Annotated in this window: 20 protein-coding genes; 12 read left to right on the top strand and 8 right to left on the bottom strand. The window is 65.3% G+C overall.

Translation table 11 applies throughout. The annotated features are described in order from the left end of the window. The first annotated feature begins 1 nt into the window (after position 1). Positions 2-592 carry an HNH endonuclease gene (locus SU48_RS13195; protein WP_231881632.1) on the top strand — a complete coding sequence of 197 codons (591 nt, stop codon included), beginning with the start codon at positions 2-4 and terminating at the stop codon, positions 590-592. Positions 593-698: 106 nt separating this feature from the next. On the opposite strand, the gene rdgB is transcribed toward SU48_RS13195, so the two are convergent. The 5 genes from rdgB to SU48_RS13170 form a co-directional block, all read right to left on the bottom strand. Next, on the bottom strand, positions 699-1,337 hold the full coding sequence (gene rdgB / locus SU48_RS13190; protein ID WP_064016053.1) for an RdgB/HAM1 family non-canonical purine NTP pyrophosphatase: 639 nt from the start codon (positions 1,335-1,337) through the stop codon (positions 699-701). 917 nt (positions 1,338-2,254) lie between these two features. After that, positions 2,255-4,825, bottom strand: a complete 2,571-nt coding sequence (locus SU48_RS13185; protein ID WP_064015648.1) for a polynucleotide kinase-phosphatase — start codon at positions 4,823-4,825, stop codon at positions 2,255-2,257. 395 nt (positions 4,826-5,220) lie between these two features. Beyond that, positions 5,221-5,964, bottom strand: a complete 744-nt coding sequence (gene ubiE / locus SU48_RS13180; protein WP_064015647.1) for a bifunctional demethylmenaquinone methyltransferase/2-methoxy-6-polyprenyl-1,4-benzoquinol methylase UbiE — start codon at positions 5,962-5,964, stop codon at positions 5,221-5,223. A gap of 257 nt (positions 5,965-6,221) precedes the next feature. Continuing rightward, positions 6,222-6,653 (bottom strand): GNAT family N-acetyltransferase, encoded by a 432-nt coding sequence (locus tag SU48_RS13175; RefSeq protein ID WP_064015646.1) that lies wholly within the window; start codon positions 6,651-6,653, stop codon positions 6,222-6,224. Continuing rightward, positions 6,650-7,840, bottom strand: a complete 1,191-nt coding sequence (locus SU48_RS13170) for a BioF/Kbl family PLP-dependent acyltransferase (protein ID WP_064015645.1) — start codon at positions 7,838-7,840, stop codon at positions 6,650-6,652. The genes SU48_RS13175 and SU48_RS13170 overlap by 4 nt, the downstream gene beginning before the upstream one ends. A 351-nt stretch (positions 7,841-8,191) precedes the next feature. On the opposite strand from SU48_RS13170, the gene SU48_RS13165 reads away from it, so the two are divergent. The 3 genes from SU48_RS13165 (at position 8,192) to SU48_RS13155 (ending at position 12,673) form a co-directional block, all read left to right on the top strand. After that, a complete protein-coding gene (locus tag SU48_RS13165) occupies positions 8,192-8,926 on the top strand; it encodes a roadblock/LC7 domain-containing protein (RefSeq protein ID WP_064015644.1) in 735 nt (244 codons plus the stop codon). Next, positions 8,923-10,590, top strand: coding sequence for a hypothetical protein (locus tag SU48_RS13160; protein WP_231881631.1), 1,668 nt, complete (start codon positions 8,923-8,925; stop codon positions 10,588-10,590). The genes SU48_RS13165 and SU48_RS13160 overlap by 4 nt, the downstream gene beginning before the upstream one ends. 133 nt (positions 10,591-10,723) lie before the next feature. Next, positions 10,724-12,673, top strand: a complete 1,950-nt coding sequence (locus SU48_RS13155; RefSeq protein WP_064015643.1) for a coiled-coil domain-containing protein — start codon at positions 10,724-10,726, stop codon at positions 12,671-12,673. Between the two features lie 74 nt (positions 12,674-12,747). On the opposite strand, the gene mutY is transcribed toward SU48_RS13155, so the two are convergent. After that, positions 12,748-13,797, bottom strand: a complete 1,050-nt coding sequence (mutY, locus tag SU48_RS13150) for an A/G-specific adenine glycosylase (protein WP_064015642.1) — start codon at positions 13,795-13,797, stop codon at positions 12,748-12,750. 200 nt (positions 13,798-13,997) lie between these two features. Between mutY and SU48_RS14235 the strand changes: the two genes are divergently transcribed. Both SU48_RS14235 and dnaX read left to right on the top strand, forming a co-directional pair. Further along, positions 13,998-14,204, top strand: a complete 207-nt coding sequence (locus SU48_RS14235; protein WP_157451175.1) for a hypothetical protein — start codon at positions 13,998-14,000, stop codon at positions 14,202-14,204. Next, the gene (gene dnaX / locus SU48_RS13145) at positions 14,201-16,618 is read left to right on the top strand and encodes a DNA polymerase III subunit gamma/tau (protein ID WP_064015641.1); all 2,418 of its coding nucleotides are present in this window, start codon (positions 14,201-14,203) and stop codon (positions 16,616-16,618) included. Before SU48_RS14235 ends, dnaX begins: the two co-directional genes overlap by 4 nt. A gap of 222 nt (positions 16,619-16,840) precedes the next feature. On the opposite strand, the gene SU48_RS13140 is transcribed toward dnaX, so the two are convergent. After that, the gene (locus SU48_RS13140) at positions 16,841-17,296 is read right to left on the bottom strand and encodes a hypothetical protein (RefSeq protein ID WP_064015640.1); all 456 of its coding nucleotides are present in this window, start codon (positions 17,294-17,296) and stop codon (positions 16,841-16,843) included. 153 nt (positions 17,297-17,449) lie between these two features. Between SU48_RS13140 and SU48_RS13135 the strand changes: the two genes are divergently transcribed. Both SU48_RS13135 and SU48_RS13130 read left to right on the top strand, forming a co-directional pair. Next, on the top strand, positions 17,450-19,126 hold the full coding sequence (locus SU48_RS13135; protein ID WP_064015639.1) for a family 10 glycosylhydrolase: 1,677 nt from the start codon (positions 17,450-17,452) through the stop codon (positions 19,124-19,126). A 45-nt stretch (positions 19,127-19,171) separates the two neighbouring features. After that, positions 19,172-19,669 (top strand): flavin reductase family protein, encoded by a 498-nt coding sequence (locus tag SU48_RS13130; RefSeq protein ID WP_064015638.1) that lies wholly within the window; start codon positions 19,172-19,174, stop codon positions 19,667-19,669. A 75-nt stretch (positions 19,670-19,744) separates the two neighbouring features. Here the strand turns inward: SU48_RS13130 and SU48_RS13125 are convergent, their stop codons facing one another. After that, complete coding sequence (locus tag SU48_RS13125) at positions 19,745-21,166, bottom strand: DR2241 family protein (protein ID WP_064015637.1); 1,422 nt, start codon at positions 21,164-21,166, stop codon at positions 19,745-19,747. Between the two features lie 272 nt (positions 21,167-21,438). Here SU48_RS13125 and SU48_RS13120 point away from each other — a divergent pair, with 272 nt between their 5' ends. The 4 genes from SU48_RS13120 to SU48_RS13105 all read left to right on the top strand — a co-directional run bounded on the left by SU48_RS13120 (position 21,439) and on the right by SU48_RS13105 (position 25,485). Beyond that, complete coding sequence (locus tag SU48_RS13120; RefSeq protein ID WP_064015636.1) at positions 21,439-21,864, top strand: hypothetical protein; 426 nt, start codon at positions 21,439-21,441, stop codon at positions 21,862-21,864. A 315-nt stretch (positions 21,865-22,179) separates the two neighbouring features. Next, positions 22,180-23,265, top strand: coding sequence for a M20/M25/M40 family metallo-hydrolase (locus tag SU48_RS13115; protein WP_064015635.1), 1,086 nt, complete (start codon positions 22,180-22,182; stop codon positions 23,263-23,265). 154 nt (positions 23,266-23,419) lie between these two features. After that, positions 23,420-24,802, top strand: a complete 1,383-nt coding sequence (locus SU48_RS13110; protein WP_064015634.1) for a S41 family peptidase — start codon at positions 23,420-23,422, stop codon at positions 24,800-24,802. A gap of 275 nt (positions 24,803-25,077) precedes the next feature. Then, positions 25,078-25,485, top strand: coding sequence for a hypothetical protein (locus SU48_RS13105; RefSeq protein WP_157451174.1), 408 nt, complete (start codon positions 25,078-25,080; stop codon positions 25,483-25,485). The last annotated feature ends 190 nt before the right edge of the window (positions 25,486-25,675 follow it).

Genomic DNA, 25,675 nt, shown 5'->3' with positions numbered 1-25,675 from the left:
TATGCGGGGCATGAACACCCCGACGAGTGGGATCAACACTGTGAATGGAGGAGAAGAAGCGGTCAGACCGCCCACCCGCGTTGCGCCTGACCTGAACGCGCCGCGTGTGCTGGTGCTGAACGCGTCCTATGAGCCGCTGCATGTCACGAGCGCCAAACGCGCCATCACACTCGTGCAGTACGGGGTGGCCGAGGTGCTGGAAGACAGCAGCGACGTGGTCAGGTCGCCCAGCACCACCATCAACGTGCCCAGCGTGATCCGGCTGCGCCGGTATGTGCGCCGTCCCCGCGTGCATCCGGTGCCCTTCAACCGCCGCAACGTGCTGCGCCGCGATACCTTCGCGTGCCAGTACTGCGGCTCGCCCGACGACCTCACGCTCGATCATGTGATGCCCCGCTCGCGTGGTGGGCGGCATAACTGGGACAACGTGACCACCGCGTGCAGGGTATGCAACCAGCGTAAGGGGAGCCGCACCCCCGACGAGGCCGGAATGCACCTGCGCACCCGGCCTCGCGCCCCAACCTTCGGCGTGTACGCGCATGGGCAGTTTGCACACTGGCAACCGGGGTGGGCCAAGTACATCGGGAAGTAGGTGGAACGTAGATCGTGATTAAAAGGTGAACAGCACGGAGGGGCAGACCAATTGGCTTGCCCCTCCGGTTTGGGTTTGACCTTTCTACGATCCGCCCACCACGTTCCTATTCCAGCCTCGTCACTTCCCGCTCCGGCTCTCCGCCCTTATGCGCTTCCATCAGTGCGGCCAGTGCCCGGCCCCGGTGACTAATAGCGCGTTTTTCGGCCACAGTCATTTCGGCCAACGTGCGGGTTTCGCCGTCTGGCACGAACAGGGGATCGTAGCCGAAGCCGCCTTCCCCGCGTGGGCCTTCCAGAATGACGCCCGGTACTTCTCCCCGGTAGGACTCCAAATGGCCGTCTGGGTAGGCCAAAATGACCACGCTCACGAACTTGGCGCGGCGGTTGGATTTCCCACGCAGGCGCTCCAGCAGGTACATATTGCGGTCTAAGTCGGTGGGGCGGTTGCCGTAGCGGGCCGAATACACGCCCGGTTCGCCGCCGAGGGCTTCCACTTCTAGGCCCGAATCGTCGGCCAGCGCGGTGCGGCCCATCGTGATGGCGGCGGCGCAGGCTTTCATGGCGGCGTTTTCTTCGTAGGTCACGCCAGTCTCTTCGGGCATCGGGAAGGCTCCCATGCTGTCCAGTTGCCAGTTCAGGTCGCTCAGGGCTTCTTCTATTTCGCGGACTTTTCCGGCGTTTCCGGTGGCCACCACAATTCGTTTGCGGGTGGGGGCAGTGGTGTTGGTGGTGCTATCGTTCATCATCTCTCCGAGTGTAGGCGAGGCCGCCGCCCCTGCGCGTGAAGTTTCGTGGGCGAGGCCCTGCGGCGGCACTCCCCCCATCAGGGGGCCTAACAACGGAATATCGGCCCGCACACGCCATTGCTGCTCGCCTGCCCGCCGCTCGAACAGGGTCACCCCCGAGTAACTCTGGGTCTGAAAAGGAGCCATCCGCGCTTCCAGTTCATGCCGCATCCGTTCGGGGTCGTGGCCGCTGTAGGGCTGCGCCAGCGTAAAGTGCGGCTGCCAAGAATCCAGCCCACGGGGGGTGTGCAGTAGTTCCATCCGGGCCTGCTCGTGCGGGCGGGAATACTTGCCTTCCCGCACTTCCCAGTCAAAGGGCGAGGCACTCACGTAGGGCGCGAGGCGGGCCGAAAGCAGCGTGTGCAGCACGGTCAGCGCGGGGCTGGCGTTCAGGCGCTGCACCCAGACTTTGCCGTCTTCCCACGCTTCTACCCGGCCCCCGGACAGGCCCAAAAAGGCCCCCGGCGAGAGGCAAGCCACGCACGCCCGAACCTCGGCTTCTATGTCGGGCCAGTTGGCGGGGTCGGTGCTGAACGCCTCCGTGACCGTCAGGTGAAAGCCGTAGGGTTTGGCGTCGGTTTGCCAGTCCGGGCGCATGAATTCAGGCATCGGCACCGGCTGGCCCGCCCGCACGTCGTAGCCCAGCAACCCCGAACCCACCCGGTACAGGTCGCTGACCGCCGGGGGGCACAGGTACACCGCAAATTTCGTTTCCTGATCGGGGTGGCCGAGGAGCACAGGCTGAGGCGGGCCAGACGGTTGGGTTCCGGCTGAATCTGAAGTGGACATGAAGAAAGTCTAACGTCCGCTTCTGACTAAATTGGGACGGCGGCGGTATTGACCAGCGAGGGCCAACGCCTCAGGCAGAGCAGGCCCTACAACCGGGCGTCTATCGGGTCACTTTCCAGCGCCAAAACACCCAGTACGCATTCCTGAATGCTGGTGCTGACCGCACCCTCTGCCAGCCGCGCCAACCCTTCCAGCCCCAGATGGAATTCGCGCAGGGCACGCGCCCGCTTGGCCCCCAACGCCCGCGCCCGCAGCCGGTTCAGGTTGTCGGGGCGGGTGTATTCCGGGCCATAGATGATCCGCAAGTATTCGCGCCCGCGCACTTTCACGGCGGGTTGCAGGCTGCGGTTCTCGGCATCCAAAAAGGTGAGCGGCTTGACCACCATGCCTTCTCCACCCGATTCGGTCAGGGCGTACCACCACGCTTCGGCGTCGGCTAGTGCTGCCAGATCGCTGAGGTTCACCACGCGGAAATCGGTGCGGCCAAACAGCCCTGCATCAGCGTCGGCCAGTTTGCCCAGCGTGTTCAGATGCCACAGATGATCCCTGTCGGTATGCACCGTTCCTTCCGATGCCAGCAGGTGAAAAGGCCGAATCTGTACGTCGTCCACGCCCTCGACCCGGCGCACATAGGCGCGGTAGGCCTCGCGGTAAGCGTGCAGGGCGGCGGCACGGTCTTGGATGCTGGTCTGCAAGTCGGTCACGTTCAGCCCACGCTCTGCGGCCTCCGCCAAAACAGCGGCGGCAGCGGGCAGCACGGCATTCCCGGCAGCTCCTACAGCGGCGTATTGCCCGCGCAGCAGTTCTCCGGCCTTCAAACTCCACGGCAAAATTTCGGCATCCAGCACGGCCCAGTCCGATTTCAGGGTCTCCCACAGGCCCGCAGCGTCGGCGGCGGCGTGGGCGCGGGCCAGAACAGGAGCTTCCCAGTCCGTCTTCTCGCCAGCGAAAAAGGCCCGCCCGGTGCGCGTATAGATTCGGCCTGTACTGTCTGGCGCACCCTCTATTCCGAAGACTCGCCGCGCCGCTTCCCCGGTACGCGCCAGCACCAACACGGCGCGGCTGCCCATGTGCTTCTCTTGGCAAATGACGTTTGTTACGCCCTGAGCGCGGTAATACGCCCACGCCTCGGCGGGGTGCTCCAGATAATTGGTGCGGCTGCTGGTTTCCACCGGACTCATGGTAGGCGGCAAATACACGCCCCAGCCGGGTTCTATGCCAAAGCGGCTCCACAATTCTACAGCGGCCATGCGCTCGCCACCCTTCACCAAGATTCCGCCGAAGGTGCGGGTCTGAATTTTCCCCGGCTGACTGAAGGTGGCGAGATCAAAGGCGGCGATCTCCTCGGCCTCAGCTTCGGCCAACGGGCGCGGGGGCACGGCGTACTGGGCATGGGCGGGCACGCTGACCAACTCTTGTTCGGGGTAGCGCAGGGCAGTCAGTCTGCCGCCAAATGCACAGCCGGTGTCTATGTCGATGGTGCGGTTGACCCACACCGGGCGGGCCACCGGGGTGTGGCCGTAAATGACCTGCGCCGCGCCCTTGTAGCTGCGTGCCCAGTCGCGGCGCACCGGGAGGCCCAGTTCGTCTTTGCTGCCGTCCACGTCGCCGTACAGCGCAAAACTCCGCACCCGCCCCGAACTGCGCCCCTGATACTGCTCCGGCAAGCCCGCGTGCGCCACGACTACCCGCCCGCCGTCCAGCACGAGGTGGCTCACGAGGCGTTCGATGAAGGTCTTGACCTCCCGCTTAAAGTCCTCGCCTGCCTCCTCCAGTGCGGCCAATGTTCCGTCTAGGCCGTGTAGCGCCCGCACCGCTTTGCCGTCCAGCGCCCGCTTCAGCTTTTCATCGTGGTTGCCGGGGACACACAGCGCCGCACCCGTCTTGACCATGTTCATGACGAGTCGCAGCACGCCAACGCTGTCCGGCCCCCGGTCTACCAAATCGCCTACAAAGATGGCAGTGCGGCCCTGCGGCGGCGTGAAGCTTTCGCCGTCTGGCACGTAACCCAGCTTTACCAGCAGGTCGCGCAGTTCGGGCAGGCAGCCGTGTACGTCGCCAACAAAGTCGAATGGCCCGGTCAGCTCGCGGCGATTGGTGTGCAGGGGCACGCGCCGCACGCGGGCCGTGTCTACTTCCGCCTCCGAACGCAGCGCCCACACGTGCCGGAACCCCTCTTTGCCCAGCCCGCGCAGGGTACGCCTTAGCTCGGTCACTTGCCGCACGATGACCGACGCCGGAAAGTCCCGGTCTGTGCGGGCCGCGTGCCGGGCTTCCAGCGTGCTGCGCGGCAAATCCAGCACAATCGCTACGGGAAACACGTCATGCGCCCGCGCCAAGTCCACCAGTTTTTGGCGGTCATTTGGGCGCACATTCGTCGCGTCTATCACGGTCAGGCGGCCCCGGCTCAGGCGCTTGCCCGCTATATAAAATAGGCTGTCGAAGGCGTCGGCAGTGGCTTCCAGACTGTTCTCATCGTCGCTGACCAATGCGCGGAAGGCGTCGCTGCTCAAGACCTCCGAGGGTAGGAAATGCCGCGCCGCGAAGCTGCTTTTGCCCGCCGACGACGCGCCGATCAGGGCCACGAGGGCCAATTCGGGCAGGGCGATGTCAGTGATGGTGGGCGTATTTGCAGCGGGAGTAGGGGTGTCGGTCATGCGGGAACCTCAGACCTGAATCCTTGCACATGCGGGGGCGGCGGGGCATGGGCTAGGTGGCTGAGGGCAGCACTTTGGCTCATGGAGGGCGATAGGTTTTTTGCGCTTGTCCCACGTTTGCATCCCCCACCCCCCAGCCCCCTACCCCCAAAGGGGGCATGGGGAGTGACGCTCCGCTGAGGAGGATTGATCTTGCCGCATTCAGACTCGGCGGAATCCCTCGCCTGAAGCGGAATCGCCAGTTCATTCCAAAATGGAATTGGCCCGCCCACTGCGTGGACGACGGCCTCACATGGATGGGCGGGGACGGTGTGGGGTGGCGGGGTCGTGGGCTGTTTCCTCACCTCAAGGGGGGCATCGCGGAGCAATGGGGGGTTCGCCCGTGCAGCCTGTCTCTACCCCTTATCCCCCACATGAATCGCCGCAATGCCCGCGCTCAGCAGCTTGAATCTTGTGTGGAAGCCGGTGGCCCGCATCAGGCCTGCCAAGCGTTCGGGGTCGGGGAAGGCCAGCACGCTTTCGGGCAGGTAGGTGTAAGCCCCGGCATTCCCGCTGACCAGCGCTCCGATCCGCGGCAGGATATGGCGGAAATAGAAGCGGAACACGCTCCCGAACAGGCCCGCACGCGGCGGCGGAAACTCCAAGATGACCAATCGGCCACCCGGCGTGAGGACTCGGTGAAACTCGGCCAGCCCGCGTGCATAGTCGGCAAAGTTGCGGAAGCCGAACGCACAGGTAATCACATCGAAACTGGCGTCGGGGTAGGGCAGATTCAGGGCGTCGCCCTCTTCCAGCACGATGTCTATCTGGCGGGCTTTGGCCTTCACTCGGCCAATCGCCAGCATTTCGGGCACGAAGTCGCTGCCGATCACTTCGGCCCCCGGCGCTGTGGCTTTGAGTTCCAGCGCGAAATCTGCCGTGCCCGTCGCCACATCCAGCACCCGTGCGCCTGCACCGTTCGGGTTGCTCAGCGCCAAGGCTTCGCGGGTGGCCTCCCGCCGCCAAGAGCGGTCTATACCGAGGCTCAGCACCCGGTTCAGCAGGTCGTAACGGGGCGCGATGGAAGCGAACATGGCCTGCACGCCCGCGCCTTTATCTTGCTTGTCTCCGACGGGTGGCATGGACGGCGGGGAAGTCATATGGGCCTGATGATAGGCGCGGCGGGCGGGGGCGTGTGGCCCTGTGTGGATTCTTGAACGCGCCGATCTTTATTTATGGCTCTCTGACTCGGCAGCGTTTGGTGGGAGCCAAGCCGCAATCTAAGTTCCCGGCAAAACCCCCAGTCTGCTTTGCAGCCAGCCCCCGCCAGTCAAGGGGAGCGCAAAAGCAGCTGTCCTCCCCTTTAAGGGGGGGCGTTGCGTCAGCAACGGGGGGGTCTACTCACCACCTCCGCCGCTCACTTCAACCGGAGCAAGCCCGCCGCCGTACTCTGGAACCCGCACCCAGCGTAAAACTCGCTCAGGTATGGTTCAAAATCTACGTGCAGCCATTCCACCTGTCCAATCTGGGTGGCTCCGGTTCGGGCGGCCTCGGCAGCGCGGCGCACCAGTTGGGTGCCGATCCCACGCCTCTGCCAGTTGGGATGAACCGTCGTATCCAGCAAAAAAGCGTGAACGCCGCCGTCCCACGCCACGTTCACGAAGCCCACCAACGCCGCGCCGTCATGCGCCGTGACCCAAGTCAGGCTGCGCTCCAGCACGGGCTTCCACCAAGAGCCGTCATCCTGCCCGCCCCACGCGGCTTCCCGTAGCTTGCCCAAGTCGGCCAATGCCAGCTCTGCCCGCACGCGGTAACTGATTGGACTGTGGTTGAGGGGGTGGGCGCTCATGCCCCGATGATGCCCAAGCCCTTGCCCACCCGTTGATAGGCTCCCAGCGCGAAATCGAGGTCTTCTTTGGTGTGTTCGGCAGTGACGATGTTCCGAATGCGGGCCAGTCCTCGCGGCACAGTGGGAAAGCCTAGTCCCACGGCAAAGACCCCTTTTGTAAGCAGGCGGCGGCTGGCCTCGAACGCGGCTTCCGGTTCGCCAAACAGCACGGGCGTAATGGGCGTCTGGCTGCCCATCGTGTCAAAGCCCAACGTCGCCAACTCTGCCTTGAAGTAGCGCGTGTTGCTCCACAGGCGCTCCATCAGGCTGGGGTCGCGCACCACCAGTTCGAGGGCCGCCGCCAACGCACCCACCACCGCAGGCGGCTGGGCCGTCGAAAACAGGTAGGGCCGCGCCCGGTTGATGAGGAGTTGGCGCAGGTCGCCGTGACCCGCCGCGTAGCCGCCCACCGCGCCCCACGCCTTGCTCAGCGTGCCCACCTGAATCACGTCCTCTGCACCCTCCAGCCCAAAATGATGCACCGTGCCGCGTCCGTCTGCGCCCAGCACACCTGAGCCGTGCGCGTCGTCCACATACGTCACCGCGCCGTGTTTGCGGGCCACTGCCACCAGTTCGTCCAGCGGGGCGATGTCGCCGTCCATGCTGAACACGCCGTCTGTGACCACCATTTTCAGACCCTCGGTGTCGTTTTCACTCAGCACGCGGTCTAGGTCGGTGGGGTCGCTGTGCTTGTAAATCTTTTTGGTGGCTTTGGTCAGCCTCAACCCGTCAATGATGCTGGCGTGGTTCAGTTCGTCGCTGACCACCACGTCGCCGGGTTGCAGCAGGGTGCCCAGCACGCCCTGATTGGTCGTGAAGCCGCTTTGCAGCACCAGCGCACTGCCCGTGTGCTTGAAGGCGGCCAGTTGCGTCTCGAAGTCTTCATGGATTTGCAGCGTTCCGGCGATGGTTCGCACGGCCCCCGCACCCGCGCCCCAAGTCTGCAAGTACTCGGCGGCCCGCGCCTTGATGTCGGGGTGGTCGGCAAAGCCCAAGTAATTGTTGCTGGCGAGGTTCACCACGTCCACGCCGTCCACGCGGGTGCGGGCACGCTGCGGGGCTTCAAGCACGCGGGGGCGAATCAGCAGGCCACTGTCTCTCAGGGCAGAAAGTTCAGTACTCAGGCGGGCCGAGAGGGTCGTGGACATGACAAACAGTGTAGGGCGCGGAGTGGGGGATCGTCCGGTTCGGGCAGACGCACAGGCCGCAGCGAGCTGAAGCGCTGCTTCACCGGTCAGCTAGACTTGGAGGCAATCCGCAGAACGGGAGCTCGATTCTTTGTGATAAATGCTCTAAAAGTGCCGCTGGTGAGACAAAAATGTAAGGTGGACGCACCTATACTCGCGTGAGGATTTCTCACGTTGCTCACTTGTGCCGCTCCGGACGGAATTGACGCTCAGGGTGTTTCCTTCTGCTGATGCGGCGCAGTTACAAACCGTCCAGCCTCGCCTGACACTGGTTCCTGTCCTTTCCCCACCCCTTCCTCTGAGGTTCTTTCCATGACGAACGCCGTGTACTCCATGATTGTGCGTGCCCTTGCGGGCAGCGTTTCTGAACGTGCTGCCGAAACGATGCTGCGGGCCGCGCTGCGCGAACAGAACCTGACCTCGGAAGGCGTCAGTGCCCTAGAGATGCAGCGGGTCTTGTCGGGGCCGCTGCTGAACCGGTTGTCCGTGGTGTTGCCTCAGGCCCGCGCCCGCGCCGAGCTGAGGGCGCTTGCCAGCCGACTAGAAGTGCAGTACCCCAAAGCGCCCACCCTGTTTTCTGAAACGATTCCGGTGGCGATGTGGGACGAGGGAGCAGCCATGACGAATACCGGTACCCACTGGCAAGAACCCTACGACCTCAATGCAGACGATTTCGAGTTCGACGACCCCGATTACACCGGGCCGGTGGGCGTGCGCGTCTATGAGTTGGGCACCACCAGCGGTCAGGACGATGTGATTCTGGACTTTGCCCGCATGCAGGGCGTGATGGGCGTGATGGTCTGCCGCTCCACAGGCGAGGTGTTGCGCGTGCGGGCGCTGCGGGACGCCGCCGGACTCAGCGGTGTGGTGGCGGCCACGGCCCTGCTGTTTCAAAAACGCGCCCTGACCCTGATGTCGGCGGACTTGGGCGGTCAAACGGTGTGCATGAGGCCGCTCGGCCAGTACTGCGTAGCGGTGGTGGCCGGGCCGCAAGTGAATGTGGGCCGCCTGTTAACCGAACTCAGTCAGATTCAGGTGGCGCTGTGAGCGTGAAGCCGGGTTCCGGGCTGGGTGGGCCGCGTGGCTGGCCGAAAGCCTTTGCCCCCGTCGCTGGCCCTCTGCTTCTGGCGGTGCTGGGCACGGCTGGCGCACAAGACTTGGGAGCATACAACGCCGTTGCCCGCAGCCTAGACGCCGCCTACGAGGCGCGGAATACCAGCGCGGCGGCGGCACTCACGCAGCTAGACCGGGCCTCCGAAGCCATGAAGCAGCTTGATCCGACGCTACGCAACCGCCAGATCGCGGGCGGCATCAGCGACGCCTTGACGGGCGCACGCGCCGCACTGGCCCGCACCCCCGCCGAAGTGCAGGCGCAGATTTTGCTGGCACGTGGCCTGATGCGCCGCGCCCTGCAAGACCAGACCCTGACCCTGCTGGCGGGCGCGTCTGCCAACGGGGACGCCCAGCTGCGGGTACTGGCGCGTGAATTTGGCCTGAGTGCGGCGGGCGCGCAGGCCCTGACCGCCGACGCGCGGGCCGGACGACTGGAGCGCGTGGCGTGGCGGTTGCAGCGTTCGGCGGCCCAGAATGTCAGCGCGGCCCTCGCGGCGGCCCGCCCGGTTCGCAGCGGCGCGGCTTATCTGAATCTGGCGCGGGCTACCGGCTGGTTTACGGTGGTGCAAAACGCGCAGGGCGTGGGCACGCTCACCGTCACGCAATTTACCGATGCCCTCGGGCAACTGACGGCGGGTGATACGGCGGCGTTGGGCCAGTCCCTGACCGCGCTCCGTAGCGGTACGGCGAGCCTGAACCGTTCGTTGGTCACGGCGGCCAGCACGGTCAGCACCCCGCCGCCCTCTACGCCCCTGCCTCCTCCTGCCACCCCGGCTGCCGACCCTGACCCTGTTGATCCTGCACCGACGCCTGCTGCACAAGGTTCGCAGGGCACGCAGACGGGGCAGAACGGGGCGGCACTGGGTGGGGCGGCTCAGAGCGGGACGGCGCAGGGCATGGACGGCGTGTACGGCGCACTCGGACGCGCGCTGAACGCCGCCAGCCACGCCGACGGCCCCACCGTTCGCACGGCGCTCAGTGCGGCCAACTCGGCCCTCGCCCGTACCCCCGAGGCCGTCCGGAGCGACAGCGGCTACAGCGATCTGGTGCAAGACCTGACCGCTGCACAAGACCGGCAGGCGTTGCGGCCCACCGATATTCAGGCCCTGATCGGCGAGGTGGGTAATCTGGAGCGGCGGGTGGCCGGAGAGCCTGTCAGCGCCCTGAACGCGGCGTCGGCGGGCGTGGCCCGTTCGTTTGGCGGCTGGCTGCGGGTGGGCATTTTTGCGCTGCTGGCGCTGCTGGCCTTCGTGCCGCTGTACCTGCTGAACCTCGCGTTCGGGGGCCGCAATACCTACTGGCGGGCCATTGCCGGAGGGCTGGTGCTGCTGCTGCTGCCCCTATTGCTAGAAGGGCTGATGGGACTTCTGGGCGCTATCGGCGACGCGGCGGGCGTGGGCTTCCTGCGCTCGGCCACCAATTTCACCCTCACGCAGGGCGCGTATGGGCTGCCGCTGTGGGCGCTGACCAGTGCGCTGGCGATTGGCCTGACTGCCTTCGGATTCCGGGGATTGTGCGAACAATTCGGACTGATCGGCAAGCATACGGTGGCCGAAAATGCCACCCACCAGAGCCTCGACTGGGATGAAGAAGTATGAGGCAGACGCGGCAGGCCGCCCTGCTGACGGCCGATGCTAAGACGAGATCTGTAATGACCGTATCTGCAATGACTGTATCCGTAATGACGAATGCTGCAAAGACAGCGTTGGGGCGCGGCAGTAGGCTGAGCCTATGAGTTCTTCCGCCTTGCACCGCCTGCCCGTGCGGATGTTGGGTGACCTGGTGTCGCCCCGCGCCCTGGAACGCATTGTTCTGGACGCCGCACATGCCCGCAACACCACCCCGGAACGGCTGGACGCCGCGACCATGGAAGACATTCTGAAGCGCGAGGTGTTTAAGCGCTTGCAGCTCAGTGTCCCGGCGGCTCTGGCCAAACGGCGCGTGTCGGACGTGATCGAGCAGTTGTCTAAGACCACGCAGGAGCGGGCGCTGCCCAGCTTTGCAGAGAGCGGCGTGGCCGAACTGGAAGAGGGGGCCAAGCGCTTTGGGCTGTACTTCGACTGGCCCGAAGCCCAGCGGTTGCGCGGCCTGTTGGGCGTGGCGCGGCAAGAAGAAGAGGCGGGCAAAGACACCGCCTTGCTGGTGCAAGAAGGCCAAGACCTGATTGCCCGCATGGAGCGCCGCCTGCAAGAAGGTTTGGTGTCTCAGGCGCAGGATTTGGCCGAATTGCAGGCGACCTTCCGGCGCGTAGAGGCGATGGGCGGCAAAGACGTGCGCCGCTTGGAGAACCTGATCACGCAGCTGGCCGACGCCCAGAAGCAGGGCACGCTGCTGCCCGCCGAGGTGGAACGCGCCCGCAATATCACCTTCAAACTGCGCAAGCAACTGGAATCTTCGGTGGTGCAGACCCTGACCGCCGAAAGTCTGGGAGACGCGCCCCAACAGGCGGCGGTGTCTGCCGAGATGCAGGCCGAGGTGCAGGCGCGGGTGCTGGCGCTGGAACAGGAACACGCGGCCCGCCAACTGGCCGATCTGGGCCGCGAGTTTGGGCCGCTGCTGCACGCCCGCGCCGACCTAGACGCCCGCCACAGCAAATTGAAGAACCAGCAGCACGGCGGCTCGCTCCTGCCCGAAGCCGTTGACGCTTGGCGTGCCGAACTGGAAGCGGCCCGTGACGCGGCGTTGAGGGTGCAACAGACCGAACTGGACACCATTGCCGCCCAGATTGCCGGTTTGCCCAATACGGCGTCGGTGCAGGCCGCCCGCCTGACACTGGACGTGGCCCGCATGACCTTATCGGGCGGCGGACTGGCCACCGACGAGCTGCGCGAACTGAGCGCCACCCTGAACGCCCTGACCAGCCCAGACCTCGATCAGGCCGCCGCAGAACTGCTGCTGGAGCGCCAGCGCGAACTGATGGACGTGGAACGTGCCGCCCGCGACGTTCCGGGCGCAGACATGGACTTGGCCCCCGCACTGGAGGCCGCCCGCGCTGCACTGGCACGCGGCGAGGACGTCGACCCGGCCAACCTCTGGACGCTGCTGGAACGCCGGATGGGCGAGGCTGCCCAGCAACGCGAGGATTTCGACGCCCGCGCCGACCACGTGGTGAACGAATACGATACGGTGCGCCATTTGGCCGGAGAAACCACCCAGCGTCTTGGCCGTTTGGCCGAGAGCCTGCGTGCCCAGCGCCGTCTAGGCCCGATGTCTGCCGATGCCCGCGACAACTACGCCCAGACCTTGGCCGACGCCGAAGCCATGCTGCAAGAAGCCCGCGCCGAATACCGCGCCGCGCAGGAAGTCACCTCTACTTTTGGGGCCGATGCCCTGAGCGGCTTGCTGGACGTGTTCGACTTCGGTGGAGGGACGGGTGGAGAAGGCGGTGCGTTCGGAATGGAAGCGGCACTTCCGGCCTCCGCGTCTGCGTCCCCACGCCCCAACGACGCCTGGCTGGTGGGCGGCGGCGTCATTGTAGAAGGCGTGCACGACGCCGGAGCCGTGCAACTGGCGAGCCTGCTGGATCAGGCCAGCGCCCTCGGCCTGCGCCATCTGAGCGCCAAAGACAGCGCCTTTGCGTGGGTGGCCCAGCAAGACGCGCAGGGCCGCTGGCGACTGGCCCGCGCCCGCGACGAAGCCAGCCTCAGCTTAAACGCCGGGCGCTGGGTGGCGGGGGGGTAGGGGAGAACGCGAGACTTTCCTTCTCTGAACTGAAAGAACGTCGTGGCTCACGCTGCGACGTTCTCTTTGTCTCTTCATTCCACCCCAAACAACGATCCCCGCCGCGCTGCCAGTAGCCCCAACGCTTTGTGATCCAGCCGCGACAGGGCGGCGTCCTGCACGGGCGTCCGGGCCTGCCCTGATTGGGCGGCGTACACGTCCAGCACGATGCGGCGGTGGGTCATGCTGTGCGTAACTGTGCCCAGCAAAGCCCCCGGCGTGGCGTTTAGGCGGGCGCATAGGCGGGCCAAAGCTTTTGCACCCGCCTCATCCGGCTCCCGCAGTTCAGACGGCAAGCCCATTAGACCGCCCAGCAAGGCTCCTTCGCGGCGTTCCAGCACAGCGTGTTGCTCGTTGCCGATCAGGACGGCCACCGCCCCCACATCCCGCACCGCTGCCCGAACTTTGGGAGCCGGAAAAGCTGTCGGCTCGCCACTGGCCCGCGCCTCACACCACGCGGCCAGCGGGCACACCTTGCAACGGGGCGCTTTGGGCGTGCAGATGGTGGCTCCCAAGTCCATCACCGCTTCGTTGAAGGCTCCGGGGCGGCTGAGGTCGAGCAAAGCGTCGGCCCGCGCCTGTACCCAAGGTTCAGTGGGCAGGCGTTCGCCGTAGAGCCGCGCCAGCACGCGCCGCACGTTGCCGTCGTTCACGGCCCGCCCCTCATTGAAGGCGAGGCTAGCTACTGCCGCCGCCGTGTACGGCCCGACTCCCGGCAAGGCCAGCCACCCCGCATAGGTGCTGGGAATGCCGCCCGCCACCATCATGCCCGCCGCTTTGTGCAAATTGCGGGCGCGGGCGTAGTAGCCGCAGCCTTCCCACGCCTTCAGCACGGCGTCTATAGGTGCTTCGGCTAACGCCTCTACACTCGGAAACGCCGTCAGAAACCGCTCGTAATACACCAACCCCCGCGCCACCTGCGTTTGCTGAAGCAGGATTTCGGCCACCCAGACACGGTACGGATCGCGTGCACCTTCTTCGCCCAAGCGCCAAGGCAGCGCCCGCCCATGCTGGTCAAACCACGTCAGCAGCGCCTGTTGCACGGCGGGAATGGGAAGAGCTTGTTGGGCTAGGGCGGCGTTCACGGGTTGAGTGTAGAGGGGCAGGCCGGGGGTTTCCGTGATGGAAGGCGGAGGGTAAAAGCTGTTGTCCTCCCCTCTCCTGCAGAGCTTTTCAAGTCTAAGGGGGGGGCGTTGCGCCAGCAACGGGGGGTTCACCTTCCGCCTCTCCGCCCAATCCCGCCTACCTCACCCCGCCCGCCGCCGCCCCGCTTTAGACTGTGCAGGTGAATGAATTGTGGGGGCAAGGGTCAGTGCAACGTGGTCTGTGGTCAGAAGAAAAACGCCGCCTGCTGGGGCCAATCTCGGCCCTGAGCCTTGCCCCACACCCCACACTCCACACTCCAGATGCCCCCGCTGATACGGCCTCCGTCCAACTGACCGGACTGAATTCCAGACAGACGGGATTCAACCCGGATGAGGCCCCCCGATGAGCGCCATTTATCAGCGGGCGCGGCCTATTCGTTGGGATGAAGTGGTGGGGCAAGAACATGTCAAGGATGTGCTGAAAGCTGCGCTGGAACAGGGCCGGGTGGGGCACGCTTACTTGTTTTCGGGGCCGCGCGGCGTGGGCAAAACCACCACCGCCCGCCTGATCGCCATGACCGCCAACTGCACCGGGCCACTGCCTAAGCCGTGCGGCGAGTGCGAATCGTGCCTGAGCGTCAGAAGCGGCAACCATCCCGACGTGCTGGAAATCGACGCGGCCTCCAACAATTCGGTAGACGACGTGCGCGATTTGCGCGAGAAGGTGGGCCTCGCGGCCATGCGTGGCGGCAAAAAAATCTACATTCTCGACGAAGCGCACATGATGACGCGCAACGCCTTCAACGCGCTGCTCAAAACGCTGGAAGAGCCGCCCAGCCACGTTATTTTTATTCTGGCCACCACCGAGCCGGAAAAGATTATTCCCACCATTCTGAGCCGCTGCCAGCACTACCGTTTTCGCCGCCTGACGCCTGAAGAAATTGCCGGGAAATTGGCAGGTTTGGCCCAGAAGGAAGGCATGAACGCCGACGCGGACGCCCTGCACCTGATCGGGCGCTTGGCCGATGGAGCCATGCGCGACGGCGAAAGCTTGCTGGAACGGATGCTGGCGGCGGGCACGGCGGTCACGCGGGCGGCGGTAGAAGATGCATTGGGCTTGCCCCCCAGCGAGCGCGTGCGCGGCATCGCCTCGGCCCTGATGTTGGGCGATGCAGGCGGCGCGATTCAGGGCGCAGGCCAGCTTTACCGCGACGGATTCGCGGCCCGCACGGTAGTCGAGGGCTTGGTGGCCGCCTTCGGGCTGGCCCTGCACGCCGAACTGGGCTTGGGCGGCGAGAAGATGGACGGCGCAGACGTGCCCCGGCTGCTGAAGCTGCAAGCCGCGCTCGATGAACAAGATTCCCGCTTCGCCCGCTCCGCCGATGGTCTGAGCCTAGAACTCGCCCTCACACACGCGCTGTTGGCCGCCGACGCTGGGGGCAGCAATGCTGGGGCCAACGCGGGGCGCACCCAAACCTCTGCCGCCGTTCCCACCGACGTGACCCAACGCCTGAACCGTCTGGAAAAGGAATTGGCGGGCCTGAAAGCGGGCGGAGCGCGGGCGGCGGCTTCCGGCCCTGCGGTGGCCGACTTCGATCCGGGGGCGCGCCGTAATCCGGGGCCGACGCCTGTGCGCGAAGCCGTCAATGCGGCGCTCAATGACTTGGAATCGGGCGATCTGGAGGCCCCCGCGCCAGCCGCCTTGCAGGGCAGTTGGGCCGAGGTGACCCGGCAGGCCAGCATGCAACTCCGGGCCTTTCTGAAGCCTGCCCGCACGCATGCCGAAGCTGGATTTGTCAGCCTGACTTACGACGATAAGAACGCTTTTCATGCCAAGCAAGTGGTGAGCAAATACGATGAGTTGGCCGCGCTGGTGCTGCGGGTCTTCGGCCCGGTGGCGTTTGAATTGGTGACGCCGGAAGGCACGAAGCGGCAGAAGATGGGCGCTGGTGGAATAAATACTGGGGCAATGGGCACTGGCGCAGTGGCTCAGGCTGTTTCGACTCCGGCTCCAGCCCGCGCCAAAGCTCCTGCCTCCACTCCAACGCCCGCCATTCCGCCCGCTTCCGAAGTGCCCGCCTTCCAGCCCACGCGCAGCCAGCGCCCGGCCAGCAACCCAACCCCTAGCAACCCAGCCAGCAGCAACCGGGGGCCAGAGTTTGCGCCGATAGACCCGGTCAATTCAGCTCCGGCCCCGGCTTCCGCGCCCCGTGCTGCCCCAGTTGCCACGATGGAACCGCCCGCTGCTGCCCCCGCGCCAGCCCGCGCCCAGGCCCAGCGTCCTCCGCAGCGTTCCAGCCCCGACGATGTGGCCGCCGCGCCGCTGCCCACCGCCTCTCCCGCGCCTTGGGAGGCCGAACACGCCGCCGATGCGCCGCCCGCGCCCAGCGATGCAGGAGGCGGCGACAGAATCACGCCTGTGGGGGCCAGCCGCGAGCTGTATATCGTGGAGGCTATTACCGAGGAACCCGACTGGGGCGATGTGGGCGGCGAGTTTCAGGACAGTCCGGCTCAGGCTGCGAGGGCGCAGGCCAACGCCGCTCCGCCCTCATTGGACGACGCGCCCTACGCCTCCTTCATGCCCGAACGCCCGGCCCCGACGACGCGCCCCGACCCTGCGCTCAAGCTGACGCCGCCAGAACCGAAGGCCACGCCCCTCAAGGCTGCGTCTGGCCGTCCTGCCGACATCCGTGCCCACCCCATGTACGAGGAAATAAAAGGCAGATTTTCGGGCCGCGTGCGCGAAATAGGTAAAAACCGCAACCCCGCGCCTGTGGTGGCGGAAACCGACGGCGACGATGAGGAAGTGGGCGAGGTCTGATCGCAGCAAGAGGAGCGGGAAGCTTGGCTGTGTGCCTTGCTTCCCGCTCGTGCATTACTTCGCCGGGTTCATACGGACTCCGCTTGATTCCTCCACAATCGGAACTTCACCGCTTGCGGCTCCATATCGCGTAGCCCGTACTTTTTTCTACTCGCTCACTTCGTGCTGTGCCAGTCCGCTCGGATTGAATCTCAAAAGAGAAGGATTCAGTCGGAATCCGTATCAGATGTCGGCGCACAGAGGAATCACGCTGGGCGTGGCGCTCTCGTGAATGTTGATGTAGGCGGCGTCTTTCAGGTCTGCGGTGGCCTGAAAACCCTTGATGGTCAGCTTGCCGTCGGCGTCGCTGGTAAAGGAAGCGCCGCCGATGAGTCCGCCCACCACAGGGCCGCCCGACGTGCAGTCGTTGGTGCTGCCGGTGGCCGTGCCCTTGGAGTGAAAGTGGGCGATGTAGTCGGTTTTGGCTTTCAGGCCGGTGGCCGTCAGCACAGTGCGGCGGTCTCCGCCCGTCACGTCTACGTACACGGCCGTTCCGGCGGCGGCAGTGTAGCCACTCGCAGCCGTGGTGTTCAGCTGACCTGCAAAGTTTTTGCTGACGCTGGTGCCCACCACGTTGGGCTGGTTGCAGGCGGAAAGGGCGAGGGTGCTGACGGCGGCCATCAATGCGATTCGTTTCATGGAACTACCTCCTGTAATTGACTTGTCGGTAAGCTATCACGGAACTTCAGAAGGCGTGTGCAGGAATCTGTCCAGTCCTGCCGCCCCCCGAGCGCACACCCCCGGCTCTTCATGCTTGCCCAGCAGCGGTGCGCTAGCCTGAGCGCCGAACCTATGCCCCCCTTCCAACTCCCGCGCCGCGCCGCCGCCCTTGTCCTCTCTCTGGCGTTGGTGCTGCCCAGTGCCGAGGGGGCGCTGACCGTTCCCCCGGCAACTCCAGCGCCCGTGCCTGCTCTGCCCGCTGTCTCCCCGGCTGGCCCCCTCACTGTCCCTACAGACGCGCCCAAACAGCCTGTTCCGGTGACTGCCGAACCCACGCCAACTGCAGGCGTCGGCGTGCGCGGGCTGTGGATAGATGCCTTCGGGCCCGGCCTGAAAACCTCGGCGCAGGTGCGGCGCATGGTGGACGCCGCCGCCAAAATGGGCATCAACACCCTGTTCGTGCAGGCCATTCGCCGCGCCGATTGCCTGTGCCGCCGCTCCAGCCTGCCCGTCATCACCGACGCCGACTTGCAACCGGGCTTCGACCCGCTGGAAGCCGTGATCCGGCTGGCCAAGCCGCGTGGTATGCGCGTGATCGCGTGGGCCAGCGTCACCGGAGTTGCCAACGCTGCCGTGCCCAACAGCAATCCGGCGCATATTTCGCGCACGCACGGGCCGAACATGGGGGCGCAGTCGTGGTATTCCCGCCGCCCCGACGGCACCTACTTGGAAGGCAGCGATGCGTGGCTGGACGCGGGCATTCCCGCCGCCGCCGACTACATGGTGGCGGGCGTGGTCAGTCTGGTCAAAAACTACGCCGTAGACGGCATTCAGCTAGACCGAATCCGTTACCCCGACGGCGGCGTCTGGGGCTACGATCCCAAAGTCATCGCCCGCTTCAACGCCGAAACCGGGGCCACGGGCATTCCTGCCTCTGCCGATCCCGCGTGGCTGGACTGGAAGCGCGATCAGGTCACGGCCCTCGTGCGCCGCACCGCGCTGGAAGTGAAGGCCGTGCGCTCCAACCTATGGGTCAGTGCAGCCACCATCACCTACCTGCAACCGCCGCGTGCGGGCGATCTGGTGTCGTTCCGGCGCACCCGCACCTACAACGACGTGCTGCAAGACTGGCCCACGTGGATGCGCGACGGCCTGATCGACCTGAACGTGCTGATGAACTACAAGCGCGACGGCGTGGCCGACCAAGCCTCGTGGTTTGACGGCTGGAACGCTTTTGCCGCGTCCATGCGCCCCCGCGCTGATGGCGGTCAGGCCGAACTGGCGGTGGGCACGGCGCTCTACCTGAATTCTCCAGCGGTCATCGCGGCACAGGCCGCCCGCGCCGTGAATTCCGGGCTGGGCTGGGTGGGCTACTCCTACCGCACCCCCACCGTGGACGTGTACGGCGGAAAATCGACCACCGCGCAAGGTCTAGAGGTCATCCGCGCCCTACTGACCACCCCCGGAGCCGCGCTGAACGTGCCCACTCGCTGGGCCGCCAGCCCACCCACTACACGCGGGTTGCTGGGCCGGGTCACGGGCGTTCCGGTGCTGGGCAACCGCGTGGTAGAAGCCCTGCAAGGCGGCGAAGTGGTGGCCCGCTCTCTCACCGACGGCAACGGGTATTACGGCTTTGCGGGCCTTAAGGCAGGCAGCACCGAAATCCGCGTGAGTGGGCAGCGCTGGGTGGATACCATCCCTGCACGCGGCGTGGTGCGCCTGCCCAACCTGCTGGTGCGCGATCTCCAACCTGTTCCGGCGCTGCCACCTGCAAAGATTGCACCCGTGGTTACACCCGCTCAGCCCTGAGCTTCCCCTCTTAAACTCACCTGCCTGCCGCGTTACACTCCCCCCATGACCCTTCCGAATGCAGAGGCCGAAGGTGGCCTGACGCCGTTTGAATTCCGCCAGACGCTGGGGCGATTTGCCAGCGGCGTCACCGTCGTTACCACGCTAGACGGCCAGCAGCGCCGGGGCATGACAGCCAGCGCCTTCGTGTCGGTCAGCCTCACGCCGCCGCTGATCTTGGTCAGCGTGGATCACCGCGCCCACATGCACGAAGTCTTGGGCCGCGTAGGAACCACCCGCTTCGGCGTGAATCTGCTGAGCAGCACCCAGCGCCACCTTTCCGACCATTTTGCCGGACGCCCCGGCCCCGAAGAAAGTGTGCCGTGGTTCGAGCATGAAGGCCTGCCCCTGATCGGCGGCTGTATTGCCCAGTTGGTGTGCCGCAAGCATGAAGTGATCGTGGCGGGCGACCATACGTTGTACCTCGGTTTCGTGGAATACGCCCGCTACACCGACGACGATCCGCTGGTGTATTTCCGGGGCCAGTACCACGAGTTGGGCTAAAACCGGGAGAGGAGGGGCCCAATTCCTCAGCGCCTCTCCTCTCCAGTTCTGACCACAGTTTCGGTCTATTCCTGCTCAGTGACTATGCCCTGACCCGCTCCCCCGCTTGCCACTCACTTCTTCGCGCACTTCGGCCACCAGGTAGGTGCAGGCTTCGGCGCACGGAATGGCCCCCGGTACACCGTCGAAGAAGGTGCGCGGCAACTGCTCTGAGGCCCACAGGCGCGTGCGGAGGCACCCGCTGCACACGTCCTCGGCCACATGCTCCACCTGTTCCGGCGTGGCTTTTTGCACCTTGGCATAAATCCCGGTTTGGCGGCGGGCGGTAGTGGCCCAGGGCGTGGCCCGTAGCGCGTGTTGCTGGTGCGCGTAGCCTTCTTCCACAATCGCCGGATACAGCGCGTGCATGGCGCGGGGCAAATCGGTTTCGCTCAGCACAGCACGCCAGCCACGCGGCAGATTGCGGAGGGTATGCACCGGGCGGTGGTGGCCGCCCTCGTCGCGCCGGGTGTGGTCGCGCAGGCCTTCGGGCGTCACGGTGGTGGTCAGGTCGCCGCCGGGAATGCCCTCATCAAGGGCGTGGCGTACCTCGAACATGCCCAGTTGCGGCGTGATCATCACTTCGCCCACACGCATCCCGCGCCGCGCCATCGTCATAAAGGCGGCCCACGCTTGGGCATGCAGCCGGTCTTCGTCGCCGCCGCGTCCGCCCGTGCCGCGTGCTTCCTCGGCCAGTTGCAAAATCACTTCGGCAATGCGGGCGTGCGTGCCCACTGGGCGGGCGTAATACACGGTCTGCGTGCCGTGTGGGTTCTGGGGAAAGACGGTCACGGCCCCCGTCAGGCCCATATCTTCGGGGATGGTTTCCAGCGTGTGCCAGCCCTCGGAGGCAAAGAAGGGCACCACCACCACACGCGGCGCACGCACCCGCTCCGGCCAGAGGCCCACCTTGGGGTCTTCATCCAAAAACAGGGCTTCCACTTCCGAAAACAGGCCCGTGTGCCGCAGCCGCTCGGCGTTTTCGTACACCACGCGGTTGCTGTTTTCGTTGCGCGTCGTGCCGTGGCCCAGCACCACCAAGGCGGTGGGCGGCGTGCCTTCATCGCCCAGATCGGGCAGGGCTTCCCGCGCCCGCTCCAGAATCACGTCGGCCATGCTGGAATGCACGCCGTAGGGCAGGGTATAGCGCACGGTTTTGCCGCCCAGCACGCGGGCTACGCCTTCGGGCGGCACTGGCCCTTGGTGGCCTAACCCCATCTCACGCGGGATCACCGTTTCGGTAAAATACCCCTCGCTGATGAACATGGGAATGACCGTAACATCCGTGCTGGCAGTAGTTTTCAGCACTTGCCGCAGAGAGGGTTCTTCTTTCCAGTACCCTTCCACCACTTCATCAAAGAGGCCGCGCTCGCGAATCAGTTCGGCGTACCGGTAGACCGCGCCCGCCGACTCGCCGTTGAGGTGGGAACCATGACCGATCAGGACGAGAGAACGCATACGCCTGTCACTCTAGCGCCGTGCAGAGCGCCGAATTGTCCCTCTTACTGAGTTTTGAGCACTTGTGCCGGGGATGGTGAACTGGCGCAGGTGCGCCGTCTCCGGCTGGCCGACCCCACGCGAGCTTCAGGCGCTGTAAAGCCTACACTTAGTGTCTCCTCACCCATTTGACCGGGCGGCTCCGTAGCGTAAGGAGCGCACACAGTTTGTTGGTGCCGTGCCGCTCGGCAACCTGCCGACCACGCCGCCGCACTTCCTCAGGAGGTTTCACCATGTTCTTTCAACAAAAAGACCGTCACGAGCAGATGGCCCGCCTTGATCCCCGCGACACCAACGCCGACGGTGTGGTCAGCCCGCAGGAAGCCGCCGCCTACATTCAGGATTACCTGCAAAACGCCTCCCCACAGGAGCGCGACGAATTGCTGCGCGGCTACATGTCTCAGATGACCCCTGATCAGCGCCAGCAGATGGGCGACGCGATTGTGCAGAGCAACGCCAACCCCGTGCAGAGCGTGCGGGCCGACGATCCCAACGACCTCGCCGACGCCTTTACCCGCACCGCGCAGGCCCCAGCGCAAGATGGCCGCAGCCCGCTGGAAGCTGCGTTCGGTCAGGGCGGCATGCTCGGCAACCCGATGGTGAAAGCCGGATTGGTGGGCCTCGCCGCCATGATCGGCAGCAAGATGCTGCGCCGATAAAGTCCAATCACATTTGCCCCCAGCCCGTGTGGTTGGGGGTTTTGCTTGCGTTGGCGCGGTACGTTGGAAGGTGAACCCCCCCGTTGCTGACGCAACGCCCCCCCTTAGACTTGCAAAGCTCCGCAGGAGAGGTGGGGACACAAGCTGTTGCGTTCCCCTTAAGAGGGCTGGCTGCGCAGCAGACTGGGGGGGTTCCCCAGAATCTCAACCTGACCCTCCCCGCCTTCCTTCCCTGCTCCCACATCTAAAGCAACCCCCAACGCCTGACCACGCGGCTTACTGTTTTTGCGCCCGCACCCGCTAGAATCGCCCCTAATGCCTCTGTCGTACCTCCCGCGCATAGCGCAGACGCCTGCCCCCACCTTCGATGAGGGGGCGCGGGCCGATCTGATGACCCAGCTGTGGGAAGAATTGGGGTTTGCCTGCGAGCGCGATGAAGTGGGCAATGTCCTGACCCGCATCACGCCGCCCGGCACCGAGGGAAAGCCCGCGCTGCTGCTGGCGGCCCATTTGGATACGGTGTTCGCGGCAGGCACCGACGTGACCGTGCGCGACGAAAAAACGCGGCTGGTGGGGCCGGGGGTGGGCGACAACAGCGCCAGCCTCGCGGTGGTCACGGCGCTGCTGGCCGGGTACGCGGCGCAACCGGTGGCCCTGCGGCGGCCCCTGTGGGTGGCGGCCAACGTCGGAGAAGAAGGGTTAGGAGACCTGCGCGGCGCGAAGCATCTGCTGGCCCGACACCGGGCTTCGCTGGGCGCGTTCGTGGCGGTAGACGGCTACTTGGGCATCGCGGTCACGCGGGCGGTGGGCGTGCGGCGCTACCGGGCCACGTTTATCGGGCCGGGGGGCCACTCGTGGGGCGATCAGGCTCCGAGTGCGCTGCACGCGCTGGGCCTCGCCATCGCGGGCCTGTACGCCCTGCACCGGCCCAATACGCCGCGCACCACGCTGAATGTGGGCCTCGCGTCGGGCGGCAACAGCGTCAATTCTATTGCGGCCAACGCCGAGCTGCTCCTTGATCTGCGTTCGCTGGATGCCAAGGCTCTGGCCGAACTCGATACCCGCGCTCAGGGCGTGCTGCACAGCGCGGCGCGGGAAGCGGGCGTCAATGTGCGTCTAGAGCGTGTCGGAGACCGTCCGGGCGGTGACTTGCGCTCCGGCCCCCTGCTAGACATGGCCCACGAAGCCGCCCGCGAAGGCCGTATGGATCTGCGCCTTGCCTCCAGCAGCACCGATGCCAACGCCGCCGTGCCACACGACTTGCCTGCCATTGCAGTGGGCGTATACCGGGGCGGCAATGCCCACCGCGAAGACGAGTGGGTGCAGCACAACAGCCTCACACCGGGCCTGCGCTTTCTGCGCCGCATGGTGGAGTTGTATCAGCACCGCCCGCTGTCCTGAGCAGATTTCCACAGAGGTGATCCGGCCCCGCCCAGCCGCTCCGGTCTGGAAGGTGCGCCCGCCAAAAGTACCGAATCACACGGGTTTTGTGTAACCTGTGCGGGGATTGCTTCCCACCCATTTCCCATCTGTTCAGAGCAGAATAAGGGTCAATATGAAGACTCCGCAGCGCCGTTCCCCAAGCGCCATCAGGTCGGCGCTGTCTCCCGCTCTCAAGCTCTCGCTCTCCCTGTCGCTGATGTTCAGTTTGCCCGCACTGGCACAGCCCGGAGTGGGCCGCTCTTCGGGGCAGTTTTCTGGGCAAAGCGCCGCCGCAGTCTCGCCCGCACAGGCCGTGTTCGATCAGGTGAACCGCCTGCTCCAAAACTCGTATGGTGGCCTGTCTACCGTAGACCGTGTGGGCCTGACCCGCGACTATCAGACGAGGCTGGACGCCGTGTGTGCGCCCACGCCAACAGACTGCGCCGCCGAAAAAGCTTACCCGGTCATAGAGGCCGAACTGACGGCGCTGGACGATGAGCACACCTTTTTTCAGAATCCGGAAGATTTTGAGGAATTCGTGGCGAGTGCCACAGGCGGCAACCGCAGGCAGTTTGGCGTAAAACTGGCGCTGCTAGACGGGCAGCAGCGGGTGGTGCTGGAAGTCGTGCCCAACAGCGTGGCCGAGGCCGCCGGACTGCTGCGCGGCGACGTGCTGAGCACCCTTGACGGCAAGCCTTACACCTACGACGCCCTGCGTTCGGCGCGGGAAGCGGGGCGGCCCATCGCTCTGGGCGTCAGCACACGCGGCGTAGAGCGGATCGTCAACCTGACTTCACAGGAAAGCAGCACCCGCGATCTGCCCCGCATCAGCTACGTCGCTTCGGCCACAGGTGCCGAAGACGTGGCTGTGCTGCGGATTCCCACCTTCATTTCGGGCGGCGGAGTGGCTCAGGGCGTGCATGATCTGGTGGGGCAGGCACGGGCGCGTGGCGTGCGCGGCGTGGTCGTGGATTTGCGCGGCAACGGCGGCGGCAGCCTCAGCGAGTGCGACGGCGCGGTCAGTGCCTTCGTGCCCAGCTTTACGCGGGTGGCCCGCAGCGCCGAGGGCAACAGCCGCACGCTGGTCAGCCGGGGCGCAAGGGTCGAAGCAGGCCGGACGAGCGGCATCGTGACCAATCCGCAACTCTGGACGGGGCCGCTGTCTGTGCTGGTCGATGGTGGTAGCGCCTCATGCAGCGAATTCTTCGCCTTCGAGATTCAGAACGCGGCGCGTGGCCCCGTGCTGGGCGAAGTCACGGCGGGCGTGGGCAACACCGCGACCCGTGTGTTTCCGGTGGGAGAAGACGCCGCGCTGCAACTGACCATCCTGAATTACGCCAAGCCAGACGGCACGCCGTACCCCACCCGCCTGACCCCGGATATTGCCGACGAGCAGGATGAGGCCGACATTCGCCTGCTGACCGAAGGCCGGGACGAGCTGCTGAATCTGGGCGTCAAGGCACTGGACGGCGCTCCGATGCTGTCTCAAGACCGCGTGCAGCCCGGCAGTCCTTAAATACAGTTCTTAAGCACAGTTCCTAAACGCGGGCGCTGACTTCAGCCCCAAAGAGTACCCCCAGTGGGGGAGGCGTAGCCGTCAACTGCGCCTCCCTCACCATTTGTAAAGGGCGGTGGGACGCACCTTGACAGGAAACATACGGCCTTTCAACTATATAACCACACAGTTTTTTGGGGCGATATAAAGACCGCTTTTGACTCTGGGGGTAGCCCCAAGGGTGGGAAATTGCACAGCCACTCCCTCCGCTGCCTGACACGATGCCTCTTGTGGACATGCTCCTTCCTGATTTGCGCACCCTTGCCGCCCCGGAGATGGGCGCACTGCACCGCGTGGCTGCAACGGGCAGTGAGAACTTTTACGCCGGATACCGCAGTATTCTCGGCAGTGGTCTGCCAGATCAGCCCCGGATTCATATGTCGGTGGCGCACGGCACCCAAGATATTCAGTGGCTGCGCGGCGATTCGCCCAACTTGCTGCTCCACCTGATGCACTGGGCCGCCCGCCGCAACCACCGGGTACGCTTGGAATTGGTCAACGAATTTGATGAAAACGGGGATCAGAGTGTGTACGAAGCCAGTCTGCACGGCGGTATGGTCATGGCCTCTGCCCGCGCCCTCGATCCCCTGAGCGCCCTGCTGCGCGTACTGGTGCAGGCCGAACACAGCGAACGCGCCGCCTAGAGCCGTTCTCCGTCACATTGACCCACGTCGTTCGGAGACAAGACGAGGGAGCGAGCAACTCTGGGTCTGAATCTCTTGCTGTATGGCACGCCTTTGGGTCATCGCGGAGGCTGAGGCGGCAGACAGAGCAGCGCAGGCCCTCAGCCCATGCCACCACTCCATTTCAGTCCCTCACTTCATTACCGTGTGA

The sequence above is a fragment of the Deinococcus puniceus genome (genome assembly GCF_001644565.1).
Classification (GTDB): domain Bacteria; phylum Deinococcota; class Deinococci; order Deinococcales; family Deinococcaceae; genus Deinococcus; species Deinococcus puniceus.
This window is presented reverse-complemented; position numbering and strand designations above follow the sequence as displayed.

Bases quoted from the DNA above. Each gene is read 5' to 3' on its own strand.
- SU48_RS13175 (WP_064015646.1), bottom strand. From the start codon at position 6,653: ATGAGCGCCCACCCCCTCAACCACAGTCCAATCAGTTACCGCGTGCGG.
- SU48_RS13125 (WP_064015637.1), bottom strand. From the start codon at position 21,166: ATGCGTTCTCTCGTCCTGATCGGTCATGGTTCCCACCTCAACGGCGAG.
- ubiE (WP_064015647.1), bottom strand. From the start codon at position 5,964: ATGACTTCCCCGCCGTCCATGCCACCCGTCGGAGACAAGCAAGATAAA.
- SU48_RS13135 (WP_064015639.1), top strand. From the start codon at position 17,450: ATGCCCCCCTTCCAACTCCCGCGCCGCGCCGCCGCCCTTGTCCTCTCT.
- SU48_RS13105 (WP_157451174.1), top strand. From the start codon at position 25,078: ATGCTCCTTCCTGATTTGCGCACCCTTGCCGCCCCGGAGATGGGCGCA.
- SU48_RS13110 (WP_064015634.1), top strand. From the start codon at position 23,420: ATGAAGACTCCGCAGCGCCGTTCCCCAAGCGCCATCAGGTCGGCGCTG.
- SU48_RS13155 (WP_064015643.1), top strand. From the start codon at position 10,724: ATGAGTTCTTCCGCCTTGCACCGCCTGCCCGTGCGGATGTTGGGTGAC.
- rdgB (WP_064016053.1), bottom strand. From the start codon at position 1,337: ATGAACGATAGCACCACCAACACCACTGCCCCCACCCGCAAACGAATT.
- SU48_RS13165 (WP_064015644.1), top strand. From the start codon at position 8,192: ATGACGAACGCCGTGTACTCCATGATTGTGCGTGCCCTTGCGGGCAGC.
- SU48_RS13130 (WP_064015638.1), top strand. From the start codon at position 19,172: ATGACCCTTCCGAATGCAGAGGCCGAAGGTGGCCTGACGCCGTTTGAA.
- SU48_RS13140 (WP_064015640.1), bottom strand. From the start codon at position 17,296: ATGAAACGAATCGCATTGATGGCCGCCGTCAGCACCCTCGCCCTTTCC.
- SU48_RS13170 (WP_064015645.1), bottom strand. From the start codon at position 7,840: ATGTCCACGACCCTCTCGGCCCGCCTGAGTACTGAACTTTCTGCCCTG.
- SU48_RS13195 (WP_231881632.1), top strand. From the start codon at position 2: ATGCGGGGCATGAACACCCCGACGAGTGGGATCAACACTGTGAATGGA.
- SU48_RS13185 (WP_064015648.1), bottom strand. From the start codon at position 4,825: ATGACCGACACCCCTACTCCCGCTGCAAATACGCCCACCATCACTGAC.
- dnaX (WP_064015641.1), top strand. From the start codon at position 14,201: ATGAGCGCCATTTATCAGCGGGCGCGGCCTATTCGTTGGGATGAAGTG.
- SU48_RS13120 (WP_064015636.1), top strand. From the start codon at position 21,439: ATGTTCTTTCAACAAAAAGACCGTCACGAGCAGATGGCCCGCCTTGAT.
- SU48_RS13115 (WP_064015635.1), top strand. From the start codon at position 22,180: ATGCCTCTGTCGTACCTCCCGCGCATAGCGCAGACGCCTGCCCCCACC.